The sequence below is a fragment of the Streptomyces sp. NPDC087844 genome (assembly GCF_044742785.1).
GTDB lineage: Bacteria > Actinomycetota > Actinomycetes > Streptomycetales > Streptomycetaceae > Streptomyces.
The window spans coordinates 190,864-206,117 of sequence record NZ_JBIUVD010000012.1 but is presented as its reverse complement, the minus strand read 5'-3'; the positions used below and the strand labels follow the sequence as shown (position 1 = coordinate 206,117).

At 70.5% G+C, this 15,254-nt stretch carries 12 protein-coding genes and 1 pseudogene; 7 read left to right on the top strand and 6 right to left on the bottom strand.

Translation table 11 applies throughout. The annotated features are described in order from the left end of the window. Positions 1 to 10: 10 nt before the first annotated feature. Together ACIOKD_RS23960 and ACIOKD_RS23955 are read right to left on the bottom strand one after the other, a co-directional pair. Entirely contained in the window at positions 11 to 937 is a 927-nt protein-coding gene (locus ACIOKD_RS23960) for a DUF2637 domain-containing protein (RefSeq protein ID WP_402087437.1), read from the bottom strand. Further along, complete coding sequence (locus tag ACIOKD_RS23955; protein WP_402087436.1) at positions 921 to 1,148, bottom strand: hypothetical protein; 228 nt, start codon at positions 1,146 to 1,148, stop codon at positions 921 to 923. The genes ACIOKD_RS23960 and ACIOKD_RS23955 overlap by 17 nt, the downstream gene beginning before the upstream one ends. A 370-nt stretch (positions 1,149 to 1,518) precedes the next feature. On the opposite strand from ACIOKD_RS23955, the gene ACIOKD_RS23950 reads away from it, so the two are divergent. Together ACIOKD_RS23950 and ACIOKD_RS23945 are read left to right on the top strand one after the other, a co-directional pair. Continuing rightward, entirely contained in the window at positions 1,519 to 3,288 is a 1,770-nt protein-coding gene (locus ACIOKD_RS23950; RefSeq protein WP_402087433.1) for an aminotransferase class I/II-fold pyridoxal phosphate-dependent enzyme, read from the top strand. Continuing rightward, positions 3,285 to 4,088, top strand: coding sequence for a phosphatidate cytidylyltransferase (locus tag ACIOKD_RS23945; RefSeq protein WP_402087430.1), 804 nt, complete (start codon positions 3,285 to 3,287; stop codon positions 4,086 to 4,088). Before ACIOKD_RS23950 ends, ACIOKD_RS23945 begins: the two co-directional genes overlap by 4 nt. A gap of 160 nt (positions 4,089 to 4,248) precedes the next feature. On the opposite strand, the gene ACIOKD_RS23940 is transcribed toward ACIOKD_RS23945, so the two are convergent. Continuing rightward, positions 4,249 to 4,689 carry a protein-tyrosine phosphatase family protein gene (locus ACIOKD_RS23940; RefSeq protein ID WP_402087427.1) on the bottom strand — a complete coding sequence of 147 codons (441 nt, stop codon included), beginning with the start codon at positions 4,687 to 4,689 and terminating at the stop codon, positions 4,249 to 4,251. A gap of 216 nt (positions 4,690 to 4,905) precedes the next feature. Here ACIOKD_RS23940 and ACIOKD_RS23935 point away from each other — a divergent pair, with 216 nt between their 5' ends. The 5 genes from ACIOKD_RS23935 (at position 4,906) to ACIOKD_RS23915 (ending at position 11,818) form a co-directional block, all read left to right on the top strand. Then, positions 4,906 to 6,534, top strand: a complete 1,629-nt coding sequence (locus tag ACIOKD_RS23935; RefSeq protein ID WP_402087424.1) for an ABC transporter substrate-binding protein — start codon at positions 4,906 to 4,908, stop codon at positions 6,532 to 6,534. Positions 6,535 to 6,683: 149 nt separating this feature from the next. Next, entirely contained in the window at positions 6,684 to 7,646 is a 963-nt protein-coding gene (locus ACIOKD_RS23930) for an ABC transporter permease (RefSeq protein WP_402087421.1), read from the top strand. Further along, the gene (locus ACIOKD_RS23925; protein ID WP_402087583.1) at positions 7,646 to 9,673 is read left to right on the top strand and encodes a dipeptide/oligopeptide/nickel ABC transporter permease/ATP-binding protein; all 2,028 of its coding nucleotides are present in this window, start codon (positions 7,646 to 7,648) and stop codon (positions 9,671 to 9,673) included. The genes ACIOKD_RS23930 and ACIOKD_RS23925 overlap by 1 nt, the downstream gene beginning before the upstream one ends. Before the next feature lies 1 nt (position 9,674). Beyond that, on the top strand, positions 9,675 to 10,883 hold the full coding sequence (locus ACIOKD_RS23920) for an oligopeptide/dipeptide ABC transporter ATP-binding protein (RefSeq protein WP_402087418.1): 1,209 nt from the start codon (positions 9,675 to 9,677) through the stop codon (positions 10,881 to 10,883). Then, on the top strand, positions 10,883 to 11,818 hold the full coding sequence (locus ACIOKD_RS23915; RefSeq protein ID WP_402087415.1) for a dihydrodipicolinate synthase family protein: 936 nt from the start codon (positions 10,883 to 10,885) through the stop codon (positions 11,816 to 11,818). Before ACIOKD_RS23920 ends, ACIOKD_RS23915 begins: the two co-directional genes overlap by 1 nt. 127 nt (positions 11,819 to 11,945) lie before the next feature. Here the strand turns inward: ACIOKD_RS23915 and ACIOKD_RS23910 are convergent. The 3 genes and pseudogenes from ACIOKD_RS23910 to ACIOKD_RS23900 all read right to left on the bottom strand — a co-directional run bounded on the left by ACIOKD_RS23910 (position 11,946) and on the right by ACIOKD_RS23900 (position 15,185). Beyond that, positions 11,946 to 13,156: pseudogene (locus tag ACIOKD_RS23910) on the bottom strand (exo-alpha-sialidase). A gap of 158 nt (positions 13,157 to 13,314) precedes the next feature. Continuing rightward, on the bottom strand, positions 13,315 to 13,983 hold the full coding sequence (locus ACIOKD_RS23905; RefSeq protein ID WP_402087413.1) for a response regulator: 669 nt from the start codon (positions 13,981 to 13,983) through the stop codon (positions 13,315 to 13,317). Further along, positions 13,980 to 15,185, bottom strand: coding sequence for a sensor histidine kinase (locus ACIOKD_RS23900; RefSeq protein ID WP_402087580.1), 1,206 nt, complete (start codon positions 15,183 to 15,185; stop codon positions 13,980 to 13,982). The genes ACIOKD_RS23905 and ACIOKD_RS23900 overlap by 4 nt, the downstream gene beginning before the upstream one ends. Positions 15,186 to 15,254 lie beyond the last annotated feature (69 nt).

The following is a 15,254-nucleotide window of genomic DNA, read 5'->3' as shown; positions in this document are numbered from 1 at the left end:
CCACCCCCCTTCACTGAGCGGCGGCGCCCGGCGCGGGCGGGTCGGCCGCAGGCAGGACCGTCCGTGGCGCGGTGCTCGTGAACAGCCGGTGCCGCGGCAGGCTCTGGCGAGGCGGCCGGGTCATCGTGATCTGCCGGACGAGCTGCTGGAAGCACGCGAGGGCCGCCACGGCCGGCAGGACCGCCGCGGCGATGCCGGTGAACGTCCGGTCGGCCTGCGCCGCGCAGAGCGCCATCGCGACGGAGGAGAACAGCAGGACGACGACCCAGGAATGCGCGGCCCGGCGCTGGTGCAGTGCGGCGCGCAGAACGGAGAGCGAGGCCACCGTCCACGGCCCGTAGACCAGCAGGGGCCACCAGACGGCCGTGCCGCTCTGCGTGTCAAACGCGACGTGGCGCAGGGGGATGTAGGACACGATCCCGCCGAAGACGCTCACCATGGACACGACCGCTGCCGCCAACGCGGCGATCAGGAAGCTGACGGTCTGCAGCCAGGTGAAACGCACCTTGCGGACGCGTACTTTCCGATGCCCGGCAGGATGGGATCTGATGGCCGGCAGTTCGGCGGTGATGGTGGCCAGGTTGTCCATCGGGTCGCCGGTGAGAGCGACGCGGGGCTCGCTCTCACCGCGGGGCCGCGGCACGGTCATGGGCTGCTCCGGCACGACGGCGTCCTGACGGCGGTCCTGACGGCCGTCCTGACGGGCATCCTGACGGGCGTCCTGGACGGCGTCCTGGAGGAGGTAGGTCATCTCCTCGACCGGGTCCCAGGCCGAGTCGAGGGGGTCCGCGGGAGGGCCCGCGTGCCGCATGTCGACGGGACCGCGGTGCCGCCCGCCGCCGACCCCGGCCTGCCGTGCGGCGGGATAGTCGCCGGGCACGAAGAAGTCGGCGTAGTCGTCCATGGAGTGCCTGCCCCGGTCAGACACAGGCCACATTCCCGTTGGACTGCTCCTGGGCGCCCCATCGTCGGTCGAGGTCGTTCTGCGCCCTGCTCAGGCATTCCAGGAATTCACCCAGTAGTGGCTCGGTAACGAACAGTTCGACCGGTTTGCCCTCCCCGTGCAGAGTGCCCCGGGCGCCGGGGGCCGAATAGGCGGCGGCAGGGGTGAAGATGTACCGCCCCATCACCACTGCAGGGGTTCCCATGGCGTTTCCCAGCATCATGCGGACCGCGGGGGACGTGTCGACCGGCTTTACTTTCTTCATACGTCACTAACGCCGTAATCCTTACTCGGGTGCGCGGCAAAGGAGTGAGCATAAAGCCACCAAAATCATTGACGGAGCATTTGTAATTCAGACTCCACACTGCCCGAAGAAAAGGTTTTGTTACTGGATATATAAACTCCGTCGATCGCGTTCTCGTCGAACATCCGACTGATGACGGTTCGGGGCAGGGTCGTTGATGAGTCAAGTACCGGACTGAGTACCCGTACCTATGACGGCTGCGCTGTTCGACTCTGGTGGGACCGGCTCGCGTACCCCAGCATCGGGTGCTCCTACATCGAGAGAGGTCCCTATGGGCTGTGCCCCGCTCCAACTCCGTACCGCGACGCCGGACGACCTTGAGTGGATCTTCGAAGCGCGTCACCGGGTGTACGCACAGGAACTGGGTCAGCACGCGGTGGACCCGACGGGGCGGCTCAGCGACGGGCTCGACGGGGACAACGTCTACCTCGTCGCGGCCAGAGGGCCCGATCGCATGGGTTTCGTGAGCGTCACTCCGCCCTGGCTGGGGCGTTACGCGCTGGACAAGTACCTGACCCGTGACGAGCTGCCGGTGTTGAACGACGACGACCTGTTCGAGGTACGCATCCTCACCGTCGAACCGCGCTGGCGGGCCACCGCGGCGGCCCCTTTGCTGATGCACGCGGCGCTCCGCTGGATCGCCGCCCGTGGCGGCCGCAAGGTCGTGGCGATGGGCCGCACCGACCTGCTCGACATGTACCTGGCCGTCGGCCTGCGCCGGGCCGGCCGTACCGTCCGCAGTGGTGCCGTGACGTTCGAGGTCCTGACCGGTCGCGTGACCGAGCTGACGCAGCGCGCGATGAGCCGGTACGGCACCACGCTGGAGCGGCTGCGGTCCGAGGTCGACTGGCGACTCGACATGGCGTTCGCGCCCCGACCGGACGGCTGCGAACACGGTGGCGCCTCGTTCACCGCCATCGGCACGGATTTCCGTACATTGCACCGGCGCCGGCAGGTCGTGGCCGCCGATGTGCTGGACGCCTGGTTCCCACCGGCCCCCGGAGTGCGTGCGGTGCTCGCGGAGGACCCGGCCTGGATGGCCCGTACTTCGCCGCCGACCGGTGCCGAGGGCCTGCTTTCGGAGATCTCCGCGGCCCGTGCGCTGCCCACGGAGACACTCGCGCTCGGCGCGGGTTCATCCGACCTGATCTTCAGAGCGTTCGGCCACTGGTTGACCCCGGAGAGCAGGGTGCTTCTGACCGATCCCTGCTATGGCGAGTACGCCCATGTCACGGAGCGGGTGATCGGGTGCCGGGTGGACCGCTTCCGGTTGCGCCGCGAGGAGAACTGGCGGATCGATCCGGGCCGGCTGTCCGCCGCCGTCGAATCCGGCCGGTACGACCTCGTGGTGATCGTCAATCCGAACAACCCGACGGGACGCCACGTCCGGGCCGCGGAGCTGCGCTCGCTGGTCGCCGCCGCGCCTTCCCGCACTCGCTGGTGGGTGGACGAGGCGTACCTGGGCTATGCGGGGCCGTCCGAGTCACTCGCCGGCCTGGCTGCGACGAGCGAGCGCGTGGTCGTCTGCACCTCACTGTCCAAGATGTACGCGCTGTCCGGCATGCGGGCCGCGTACCTGGTGGCCGAGCCGGACGTGGCGGCGCGGTTGCGCCGACGGACACCGCCCTGGCCGGTCAGTCTGCCCGCACAGCTGGCCGCCGTGGCAGCCCTGCGCGACCCGGCCTACTACGAGGACCGCTGGTCGCGTACCCACGTACTGCGGAGCGAACTCGCGGCCGCCCTTGCGGAACTGGATCCAGAGGTGGAGGTCGAGGAAGCCGTGGCGAACTTCCTCACCCTCACCTTGCCGCCGGGTGGGCCGAGTGCCGCGCGACTGGTGACCGAGTGCCGGCGCCACGACGTCTACCTGCGTGACCTGTCGCCGCTGTCACCCCTGTATCAGGGGCGTGCCGTGCGCATCGCGGTGAAGGACACCGCTGAGAACGCACGGATCGTCGCCGCGTGCCGGGCCGCCCTGGCGGTACTGCGGCCGGGCCCGGCCCCGGTTCGGTCGACGCGTGCGAGCGTGCACGCCCGATGATCACGGTGGCCTCCCTGGCTCCCCACCTCGGGGGCGCACTGGTGCTGAGCGGTGTCGCGGTGATCGCGTCCCGGCGCCGCGAGCTGCTGATCCGATGGTGTGCGTGGGCGATCGGGGTGCCCCTGGTCACCGCCGCGTTCTGGTGGGGGCGCCCGGGCGCCGCTGCCGCCGCCGTCGTGGTCGGGGTGATCGCGGCGATGGAGTTCGGCGAGCTGATGCGGCTGGGCCGGCCGGACCGCCTGGTGCTGGCCATGGGGGTCACCGGGGTGGTGCTGACCGTCTGGTTGTCGCCCGGCCAGGTGCTCCGGGTGCTCGCCGTCTCGGCGCTCGCGCTGGCCGTGGTGCCGCTCCTGAGCGGTGACGTCGACCATGGCGGACGTCGGCTGGGCGCCGGCCTGCTCGGGCTGGCCTGGCTGAGCGTCCTGGCCGGACTCGTGCCCCTCGGAGCGAGCGGGCTGGCGCTGTTCGTGGCGGTGTCGGTCGCCGACATCGTGGCGTACTTCACCGGTCAGAGGTTCGGCGGGCCACCACTGTCGCCCCTGTCGCCGGCCAAGCGCTGGAGCGGGACCTTGGCCGGAGCCGCCGCCGGGTTGGCCGCGCTCGCCCTGCTGTCCGCACTGAGCTGGCCGATGGCGGTTGCGGTGGCGGTCGGGGGCCCGGTCGGCGACCTTCTCGAATCCATGATCAAGAGGGGTGTGCAGGCGAAGGACTCCGGCCGGTGGCTCGCTGGATCCGGTGGCCTGCTGGACCGGATCGACTCACTGCTCATCGCGCTGGCCGTCCTGCTGCTCCTGCGCTGACCCTGCGCTGACTCTTGCCGGACCGGCCCGGCCTGAATGGCCGTCCGGGTTGCGGGCGTTGTGCCGCCGAGCGCTGCAGAGCAGCCGCCGAGCAGCCGCATGGCTCCGGTCAAGACGGTCCCCGAACCGACTGGCGAAGCAGCTCCGACGTCCCTCCTGTTCACTCCCCGAACTTGCGTACGTACGTGCGCTGCCACGGTGTCTCCGTGGCATGGCGGTCGTAGTTCCGTCGTACGAACTCCACGGCCTCGCCGGACGGCACCCCGTCCAGGACCGCAAGACAGGCCAGAGCCGCGCCCGTGCGTCCCCGGCCGCCGCGGCAGGCGACCTCGACTCGTTCGGCGGGGTCCGCGGCTCGTTCCCAGACCTCCGTCAGGATCCTCCGCGCCTGGCTCCGGTCGGCGGGCAGCCGGAAGTCGGGCCACTTCAACCACCGTGCCTCCCAGGGGACTTCCGGCGGCTCATGGCCGAGGAGGTAGACGCCGTACGTCGGACGCACCCACTCGGGATCCAGCTCCCCGCGCAGCCCTCGGCCCCGTACCAGCCGCCCGGACGGCAGCCGGAGCACTCCCGGCGCCCGCTCGTCCCACCCCGTGCTCATAGGCCCCTCCCGACTCCGTACGCGGACCTCGCCTCCGGCCCCGGGAAATGATCCGCCATCCCTCTCCGTTTCTCCACGGTGCCGGTGGTTTGGGCCGCCGGGCCCGGATGGCCCTCCGGCCTGCGTGCTCCCTTGACCACCCCCACGGCCCCTCTTATCGTCACGCTGCACCTATGACGTAGGACGTCGTATCTCCTATTTCTTGCTGGAGGAACCGTGCGCGACGCGACCCCCGCACCGGCGCCGCACCGTCGGTCGTTCCTGAAGTACACCGGCGCGCTCGGCGCCGCCGCCACGATCACCTCCACGCTCTCCGCCTGCTCCTCGGGCCCTGAGTCCACGAACGAGACGGGCGGCGAGGGCGAGGGCGCCGACCGGACGCTCACCGCGGTGATCGGCTACGGCAACGACCAGAGCTGGGACCCGCTGATGACGGCCTCGGCCTTCGCGATGGCCGGAAACCATCACATCTACGAGGGGCTGCTCGACACCGACCCGATCAGCCGTGAGCCGTACGCGGCGCTGGCGACCGCCGTTCCGGCGGATCTCGGGGCGACCACCTGGACGTTCACGCTGCGGGAGGGCGCGAAGTGGCACGACGGGCAGCCCGTCACCGCCGACGACGTGGTCTTCACCTACGGCCGCGTACTGGATCCGAGGACGACGACCCTCGCCAAGAACTTCTTCGCGTCCTGGTTGAAGGAGGTGAAGAAGGTCGACGGGAATTCCGTGGAACTCATTCTCAGATTCCCGTTCCCGGACGGGGTCCAGCGGCTCACCCTCGCGAAGATCATGCCTGAGCACGTGTTCGGCGAACCGGGTGCGCTGGACGAGGCGACGACGGGAAAGGCGGTCGGCTCGGGCCCTTACCGGCAGACCGCCCATCACCCGAAGTCCAACACCACCTTCGCCGCGTTCGCCGAGTACAACGGGCCGCGAAAGGCCGCGTTCAAGAAGATGAACTGGCTGACGATGGTGGACGCCGCGCCACGGGTGGCGAAGATCTCCGGTTCCAGCGCGGGAGCACAGATCTCGGACAACATCCCGTACGCCAATATCGCCCAGTTGGAGAAGGGCGGCCTGAAGGTCGAGGGCGGCGCGGGAATGAACCATCTGTTCCTCCTTTTCAACACCGCCCACACACCGTTCGACGACGTACGGGTGCGGCAGGCGCTGCATTACGCGATCGACAAGGAGAAGCTGATCCGGGCCGCGCTGCGCGGACACGGAAAGGCGGCCTCTTCGTTCCTCAACGAGGGCAATCCGACGTACCGCAGGGCGAAGCCCGTCTACGACTACGACCCGGACAAGGCCAAGGCGCTTCTGAAGGCCGCCGGGGTCAGCGGGCTGAAGGTCACGCTGATGGCGGTCAACGTGAGCTGGATCGTGGACTGCCTGCCCACGGTCAAGGCGTCCTGGGACGCGATCGGCGTCGAGACGACGCTCGAACCCCAGGAGACGGCCGCGCTCTTCACGAAGCTCGACCAGAAAAAGGACTTCCAGGTCGTCGCCGCCGCGTCCAACCCGAATCAGTTCGGACTCGACGCGGATCTGATCATGCATTACAACTACGGGCCCGGGAACACCTGGATGCGGTATGCGCGCTGGGAGGGGAGTTCCGTGGCCAAGGATCTCTTCAAGCGGATGGATGCGGCTACTAGGGAGCCGGATTCGGAGCGGAAGAAGACGATGACTCAGGACTACATCGATGTCGTCGCCGAGAACACGGTCATCTATCCGGTGGTGCACAACGAACTGATCACCGCGTGGGATTCCGGTGATCTTACGGGAGTTCGGGCGCAGCCTTATCCGGGGATAAACGTACTTCAGGCGAAGTGGGTTTAGGGGTTGTGTGGAGTCTGCGGGTCGGCTGTGGCTGGGCGCGCCTCGCGGCGGAGCCGCAGATCGACACAGCCCCGCGCCCCTGAAGCCGGCCGCTTGCGCATCAGCCGGATTCACAGGGACAGCCAGTTGGGGCGAGGAGAGGCAGAGTCTTGGTCGCGGTCGTTCGGATTCTGATGCGCCGGGTCGTGCTGCTTGTTCCGCTGATGCTCGGGATCATCATGTTCGTGTTCGTCGTGATGCGGTTCTCGGACAGCGATCCGGCGTCCGCGTACTTCCAGGGCGCGAACCCGACCGAGCGGCAGCTGCACGACTTCAGGGAGCGCAACGGGCTGCTGGACCCGTTTTTCGTGCGGTACTTCGACTTCGTCGGAGATCTGATCCGGGGTGACATGGGGGTCAGCGCGCTGACGCGGGCGCCGGTCGTCGACCAGGTCACCACCGCGCTGCCGCTCACCATGCAACTGACCTTCCTGGGCCTGGGCATCGCGGTGGTGCTGTCGCTGCTCGGCGGTGTCACGGCCGCAATCCACCGGGACCGCTTCCCCGACCAGCTGATCCGGGTCGTCTCGCTGACCGGGGTCGCGGCCCCCGGTTTCTGGCTGGCGCTGCTGATGATCCAGTACCTCGCCGTGGACGCGGGCTGGTTCCCGACCAGCGGATACGTCAATCCGGCCGACTCGTTCACCGGCTGGCTGAAGACCATGACGCTGCCCGCGCTGGCCCTGTCGCTGCCGGTCGCCGCCCAGCTCACCCGGATCGTCCGCACGGCCGTGGTGGAGGAGCTGGACCGGGACTACGTACGGACCGCGATCGGCAGCGGGCTGCCCCCGGTGGTCGTGGTCGGCCGGAACGTCCTGCGCAACGCCCTGATGAACCCGCTGACCGTGCTCGGTCTGCGCGTCGGCTACCTGCTCGGCGGTGCGGTCGTCATCGAGACGATCTTCAACCTGCCGGGGATGGGAAAGCTCATGATCGACGCCGTGAAGAACGGTGATCCGGCCGTCGTGCAGGGCGGCGTCCTCACGATCGCCTTCGGGTTCGTCGTCGTGAACCTCGTCATCGACATCCTCTATCTGCTGGTCAACCCGCGTCTGAGGAGTGCCGAGGCATGATGCTGATGTACCGGAAGCGGCTCACCGACGCCCTTTCCCTGCCCGGCCTCCGCCTCAGGGGGTTCACCCGGCTGCCCCTGATCTCCCGGATCGCCGTCGTCGTCATCGGGGTCGTCGTCCTCACGGCCCTGCTGGCCCCGCTGATCGCCCCGCACGACCCGCTCGAACAGTTCCCGCTGGTCGAGCGGGGGAACGGCGAGGGCGCCCCCTCGACCGAGCACTGGATGGGCCAGGACAGCCTGGGCCGGGACATCCTCAGCCGGCTGATGTACGGGGCCCGCTGGTCCCTCGCCATCGGCCTCGGCGCGACCGCGCTCGCGCTGGTCGTGGGCGCGGTCGTCGGCGCGGTCGCGGCGACCTCCCGCAAAGCGGTCGACGAGACGCTGATGCGCTGCCTGGACATCGTCATGGCCTTCCCGGGCATCGCGCTCGCGGCCGTCTTCGTCGCGGTGTTCGGCGGCGGCATCCCGATCCTCATCGGCGCGATCGCGTTCCTGTACATGCCGCCGATGGCCCGGGTCGTGCGGGCCAACGTGATGGCCCAGTACGGCGAGGACTACGTGACCGCCGAGCGGGTCATCGGGGCGCGTACCCCGCACATCGTGTGGCGGCACGTGGCCGTCAACTGCGCCGCCCCGGTCCTGGTCTTCTGCACGGTGCAGGTCGCCGAGGCGATCGTCTTCGAGGCGTCGCTGTCCTTCATCGGCGCGGGTGTGCGGCCACCGGACCCGTCCTGGGGCAGTGTCATCGCGGACGGCAAGAACATGGTGCTGACCGGCGGCTGGTGGGCGACCGTGTTCCCGGGCCTGCTGATGCTGGTCACCGTGCTGTCCCTGAACATCCTCTCCGAGGGCGTCTCGGACGCGTGGGCGGCGCCCGCGGCCCGCGATGTGCCCACACGGGAGGCGGAGGACCGGCTGGAGACGCCCGAACCCGGCAGCGGGAAGGTCCTGGAGCTGCCCGGCCTGACCGAGGCGGCCCAGCGGCTGCGCGGCCGGGCCCGCCCCCTGCCCCAGGGACAGCGACCGGTCCTCAGCGTCGAGAACCTGGCCATCGGCTTCGACGCCCGCCACGGGGGCGTGGACATCGTCGACGGCATCAGTTTCGACGTACAGCCCGGTGAAGTCCTCGGCCTGGTGGGCGAGTCCGGCTGCGGCAAGTCGCTGACCGCGCTCACGGTGATGGGCCTGGAGCCGAAGGGCGCGCGGGTCCGCGGACAGGTGCGTTTCAAGCAGCGGCAGTTGGTCGGTGAGCCGATGAGCGTACGGCGCAAGCTCCTCGGCCACGAGATGGCGATGATCTACCAGGACGCCCTGTCGTCGCTGAACCCGGCGATGTCGATCCGCTCCCAGCTCAAGCAGGTGATCCGAAGGGGCGGCACCCGCACGGCCACCGAGCTCCTCGAACTGGTCGGCCTGGACCCCGAGCGCACCCTGCGCAGCTACCCGCACGAGCTGTCCGGCGGCCAGCGCCAGCGCGTACTGATCGCGATGGCGCTCTCCCGCGGCCCCGGGCTGATCGTCGCCGACGAACCGACGACCGCCCTCGACGTCACCGTGCAGGCGCAGATCATGGAGCTGCTCCTGCGGCTGCGGACCGAGCTGGAATTCGCGCTCGTCCTCGTCTCGCACGACCTGGCGCTCGTCGCGGACGTCACCGACCGGGTGGTCGTGATGTACGGCGGCCAGATCGTCGAGTCGGGCGTGACGGCGGACCTGGTGGAGTCGCCGTCCCACCACTACACGCGCGGCCTCCTCGGCAGCGTCCTGTCCCTGGAGTCGGCGGCCGAACGGATGACGCAGATCAAGGGAGTCGTGCCGTCCCCGGCGGACTTCCCGGCGGGCTGCCGCTTCGCCGACCGCTGTCCGATGGCCACGGAGGTGTGCCGCACGACGGCTCCGCGCCTGGCGGGCCCGCCCGGCCACCACGAGGTGGCCTGCCACCATCCGGCGATCCCCCTGACGACGACCACGGCACCGACCACGACCTCGGCCGGCCCGGCCGAGCCGACGGAAGCGAGGCCGTGACATGAACGGTGGCACGAGCGGTGACATGAGCGGTGGCACGAGCGCACCGGCCGGCCCTCTCGTGGAGCTGAACGACGTGCACGTCGTCCACAGGGCGCGCACCGGCGGCCTGTTCTCCCGCGACCGGGTGTACGCCCTGACAGGCGCCGATCTCACCATCGCGCCCGGCGAGACGGTGGGCGTCGTCGGCGAGTCCGGCTGCGGCAAGTCGACGCTCGCGAAGGTCCTGGTGGGAGTGCAGAAGCCGACCTTCGGGACGGTGACCCTGCGGGGCGGTGACCTGTGGACGATGGCCCCGGCGCTGCGCCGGACGACGGTGGGCGCGGGCACCGGCATGATCTTCCAGGACCCGTCGACGGCCCTGAACCGCCGGCTGACGGTACGGCAGATCCTGCGCGACCCCCTGGACGTGCACAGCCGGGGCACGACCGCACAACGCGAAGACCGAGTACGCGAGTTGATGTCCCTGGTCGGACTCCCCAGGGCGCTGGCGGACGGCCTCCCCGGCCAACTCTCCGGCGGTCAGCGCCAACGGGTCGCCATCGCACGGGCGCTGGCCCTCGATCCGGACCTGGTGGTCGCCGACGAACCGACGAGCGCGCTGGACGTCTCGGTCCGCGCCCAGATCCTCAACCTCCTCCTCGACCTGAAGGAACGGCTCGGTCTGGCGCTGGTCTTCGTCTCGCACGACATCCAGACCGTACGGAGGATGAGCGACCGCGTCATCACGATGTACCTCGGCCGGATCGTCGAGGAGTCCCCGGCCGGCGAGGTGACCGACCGGTCCAGGCACCCGTACACCCGTGCCCTCTTCTCCGCGACGCCCGGTCTGCTGGACCCCATCGACCCGATCCCGCTCGTCGGCCCCGTCCCGTCGGCCACCCGCCCGCCGAGCGGCTGCCCCTTCCGGACGCGCTGCTGGAAGGCGGACGGGGTGTGCGCCGGGACGATGCCCGGCTTCTCGGCCGCGTCGACCCCCGGGCACCGCTTCCGCTGCCACCATCCTGTGGAGGACGGCCTGTCGACCCGGGACCTGGTCGCACAGGCACTCACCGCCGTACCGCAGGCCACGGCCATGGCCGACACTCGCGCCGACACCTTCGCCGACACCTTCACCGACAAGCAGAACAAGCAGAACAAGCAAGACAGTCGAGTCAGTCAAGCCAGTCGAGACAAGCAAGACAAGCAAGACAGACCAAGGGAGCCTTGATGACCCTTCCCGCCCCGCTGACCGGTGTCGTACCGCCCGTCTGCACGCCCCTGACACCGGACCGCGAGGTGGACGTCCCCTCACTGATCAGGCTGGTCGACCATCTACTGGAAGGCGGGGTGGACGGCCTGTTCGTCCTCGGAACGTCCTCCGAAGCCGCGTACTTGACGGACCGTCACCGGCGGCTGATCGTCGAGACGGTGGTCGGCCATGTGTCGGGCGGGGTGCCCGTCCTCGCCGGGGCCATCGACATGACGACCCCGCGCGTCCTCGACCACGTCCGGTACGTCACGGACGCGGGCGCGGACGCCGTGGTCGTGACGGCGCCCTTCTACACGCGCACCCATCCGGTGGAGATCGCCCGCCACTACCGTCTCGTCGCCGCCCGTTCGCCGGTGCCGGTCTTCGCGTACGACCTGCCGGTCGCCGTCCACTCCAAGCTGAGCGCGGAACTGGTCCTTGAGCTGGCGGCCGAGGGGACGCTGGCCGGGCTCAAGGACTCCAGCGGGGACGAGGGCGGGTTCCGGGCGGTCGTGACCGGAGCCCGGGCACACCCCGGCGTCACCGGCTTCAGCGTGCTGACCGGGTCCGAGCTGGTCGTCGACTCCGCGCTGGCGATGGGGGCGGACGGGGCGGTGCCGGGGCTCGCGAACGTCGACCCCGCCGGGTACGTGCGGCTGTACCGGCTGTGCCGGGAGGGGGAATGGGCGTTGGCGCGGGCCGAGCAGGAACGGCTGTGTTCGTTGTTCGGGATGGTTCGGGTGGGGGACGGGGGGCGGATGGGGAGTTCCTCGGCGGCGCTGGGCGCGTTCAAGGCGGCGCTGCGGTTGCGGGGGATCATCGCGTGCGCGGCTGTGGCGGAGCCGCAGGTGCCGCTGTCCGCGGAGGAGGTCGGAGGGGTGGGGAAGTTTTTGGCGGGGGCCGGATTGTTGTAGGGGGTTTCTCGCCCCCGCCTATCGCGCTGCGCGCTCGTCCTCAAACGCCGGACGGGCTGAATGCGTTTCAGCCCGTCCGGCGTTTGAGGACCGGGGGTTCGGGGGCGGAGCCCCCCGAGGAAAAGACCTACAACTCCCCCAACCCCACCCGCCGGAAGGCGATCGTCTCGTACGGACCCGCTGTACCCGTCTCGTACAGCACCCCCACCCGCCCCGCACCGAGCTGCACAAGGTCCGAGTACGCCGCCGGCAGCGAAGACAACGTCAGAGCCCTGCTGAAGCTCCCCCCACCGTCCCCGCTCCGCCACACGGCCATCGCCTGCCGAACCGTCGGCACGGACGGCCCTGAGAACAGCAGCGGAGCACCCGCACGGCCCCGAACCTGCAGCACACTCCCCTGCACGACGGGCACATCGGACAGCGAAGGCTGCACCCGGAAGGGCCGGTCGAGCGTGACACCCCCGTCACTGGAGTAGCTGTCGAGCCGGTTCCCCGCACTGCTCCCGTTCTGGTCCCGCGAGCTGACGTACAGCCGTCCGTCGGGCAGTTGCGCCACAGCGCTCTCGTTCGCGTTGTCGACCCCGTCGTACGAGTCGTCCACGAACCCGATCCGCCACGTCACCCCGCCGTCGTCGCTGTAGAGGGCGTGCGCCCGTAGTACTTGGGCTCCTGCCCGCTGTCGGTGGAGCCGTCCGGTGGCGCGGCCGAGTGGTTGGCGGGCACGACGAGCCGCCCGGCGTGGGGCCCCCGGGTCAGCGCCACCGCGTGCCCGGGTCCGGTGGCGTACCACCGCCATCCCGGCGGTTTCACGGCGGTGGTGACCTCCCGGGGCGCGCCGAAGCGACGCCCGTCGTCCCGGCTCGTCTGCACGAAGACCCGCCGGCTCTGCTCGGCCGTGACCTCGCCCCGCATTATCCGCGCCTCGGTCACAGCACCGCTGTTGTAGGACGTGAGGAGGACGACCTTCCCGGTACGGGGATCGACCACGGGCGCGGGGTTGCCGCGCGTGTCGCCCTCTCCCGCGGCGACCACGGTCAGCGGTCCCCACGTACAGCCGCCGTCGCCGGACCGCCTGAGGACGACATCGATGTCCCCGGTGTCCCCGGCGCCGTTGTGTCTGCCCTCGGCGAAGGCGAGCACCGTGCCGGCCCTGGTCATGACGGTCGCGGGGATGCGGTAGGTGTCGTAGCCGTTCTCCCCGGCCGCGAAGGGAACGGAGGAGACGCACCCCCTGACCGGCCGTTCCGCGGCGCTCGCCGCGTTCGCGGTCCCGGGGGACGCGAGCGCGGCGACGACAGCGGCGAGGGCGCTCGGACGGAGACAACTCTTCGAGAACACGGCTCACCCTTACTGAAGCACGAGACAGCGAGACGCAGGACAGAGGACATGGGACGTGGGATGTGCGGTGTCGGCGGTGAAACTAGTGCGCTTGGAAGGGCAGGGCAATGCCCCTGCACCGCTCAAGCCGCCGTTCAAGCCCCCGCTCAAGCCGCCGCTCAAGCCGCCCCGGGTATCACAAGCCCCGACTCGTACGCCACGATCACCAGTTGCGCACGGTCGCGCGCCCCCAACTTGCCCATGATCCGGCTGACATGGGTCTTGGCGGTCAGCGGGCTGAGCCCCAGTGCTTCGGCGATCGCGGTGTTGTTGAGCCCGCGCGCGACGAGGGCGAGCACCTGCCGCTCCCGTTCGGACAGCCCGTCGGGACCGCCCACCGCGGACGTCACCGCGTCGGGTGCGCGCAGGAAACGGGCGATGAGCCGTGCGGTCGGGCCCGGCGAGAGCAGGGACTCCCCCGCGGCCACGGTCCGGATGGCGTCGAGGAGTTCGGCCGGACGGATGTCCTTGACCAGGAAGCCGGACGCCCCGGCCCGCAGCGCGTCGACGATGTGCTCGTCGGTGTCGTACGTCGTCAGGACGAGCACCTTCACCCCCGCGAGATCCTCGTCGGCGGCGATGAGCCGGGTCGCCTCGATACCGTCCAGGTCGGGCATGCGGATGTCCATCACGACGAGGTCGGCCCGCGCGGAACGGGCCAGCTCCACCGCCTGCCGCCCGGTACCCGCCTCGGCGACGACCTCCATGTCCCTGGCCGACGCGACGAGCATCGCGAACGAGGCACGTACGAGGGTCTGGTCGTCGGCGAGCAGTACGCGGATCGTCATCGGGGCTCCTCCTGGTGCGGCGGAAGCGGTGGAAGCGGCAGCGCGGCGGTCACCTCGAAGCCCACCGTGGGGCCCGGTCCGGCGTCCAGTGTGCCGCCCACGCTACGGGCCCGCTCGCGCATCCCGACGAGTCCGAACCCCGGCGTGCCGTCGGCCGGCCGCAGCCCGTGGCAGCCCGCCCCGTCGTCCGTGACACGCACCCGCAGGGCCCCTTCCCCCGTCCGCAGCCCCACCCGGACGGTGAGGTCGTCCCGGCCGCCGTGGCGCACGGCGTTGGTGAGCGCCTCCTGCACGATCCGGTAGGCGGCGGCGCCCACGGAGGGCGGTACGCCGTCCGCGTGGACGTCCAGTTCGACCTCGGCCCCGGCCGTCCTGGCCGCGTCCGCGAGCGCGGCCAGCCCGTCGAGCCCGGGCAACGGCCCCCGCCCGCCCACGCTCGTCTCGTTCGCCCGCAGCACCTCCAGCGTCGTACGCAGCTCTCCCCTGGCCGTCCGGCAGGTCTCCGCGATGCCGTCGAGCGCCTGGGCGACGGCACCGCGGTCGAGCCGCTCGGGATCGACGGTGAGGACGTGGGCCGCCACCGACGTCTGCACGCCGATCAGGGTGATGCTGTGCGCGAGCAGATCGTGCAGGTCACGTGCGATCCGCAGGCGTTCCTCGGCGACGCGGCGCCGGGCCTCCTCCTCGCGGGTGCGTTCGGCGCGTTCGGCCCGCTCGACGATGGAGGCGACGTACTGGCGGTAGAAGCGGGCGTCGACGCCGAAGAACAGGACTGCGATGATCCAGCCGGAGATCCGCAGGAACTCCAGTGCCCCGTCCGGGTTGGTGAAGCTGTTGATGAGAAGCGTCGGGCCGAGGACGGCGACAGCGATGAGCAGCGTGCGGCGCACCGTGCCGGTCGCCGCGACCGTGTAGAGCGCCAGGAGGGTCGCGGGGATCGGTACGGCGTGCTGGAAGTCGAGGCCGTGGTACGGGGCGACACAGGCCGCCACCGCGAGCAGGACGAGCAGGGGACGGCCGCGCCGCCACACGAGCGGCACATGGGCGCCGAGCAGCAGGGTCCAGCCGAGCGGGCCGAGCGGGCGGCCGTCGCCGACGGACAGCGCGAGACCGGCGGCGAGCACGGCGACCCCGGCGGCGAGGAACGCGTCGTTGCGGGTGCGGTGCGGCGCGGTGAGCGGGTCGCGGTTGACGACCGCCATGAAGCGCTCGATCCGGCGAGGCCGCGCGTCACCTCGCACGGCTTCACCGCGCACGGCTTCACCGCGCAC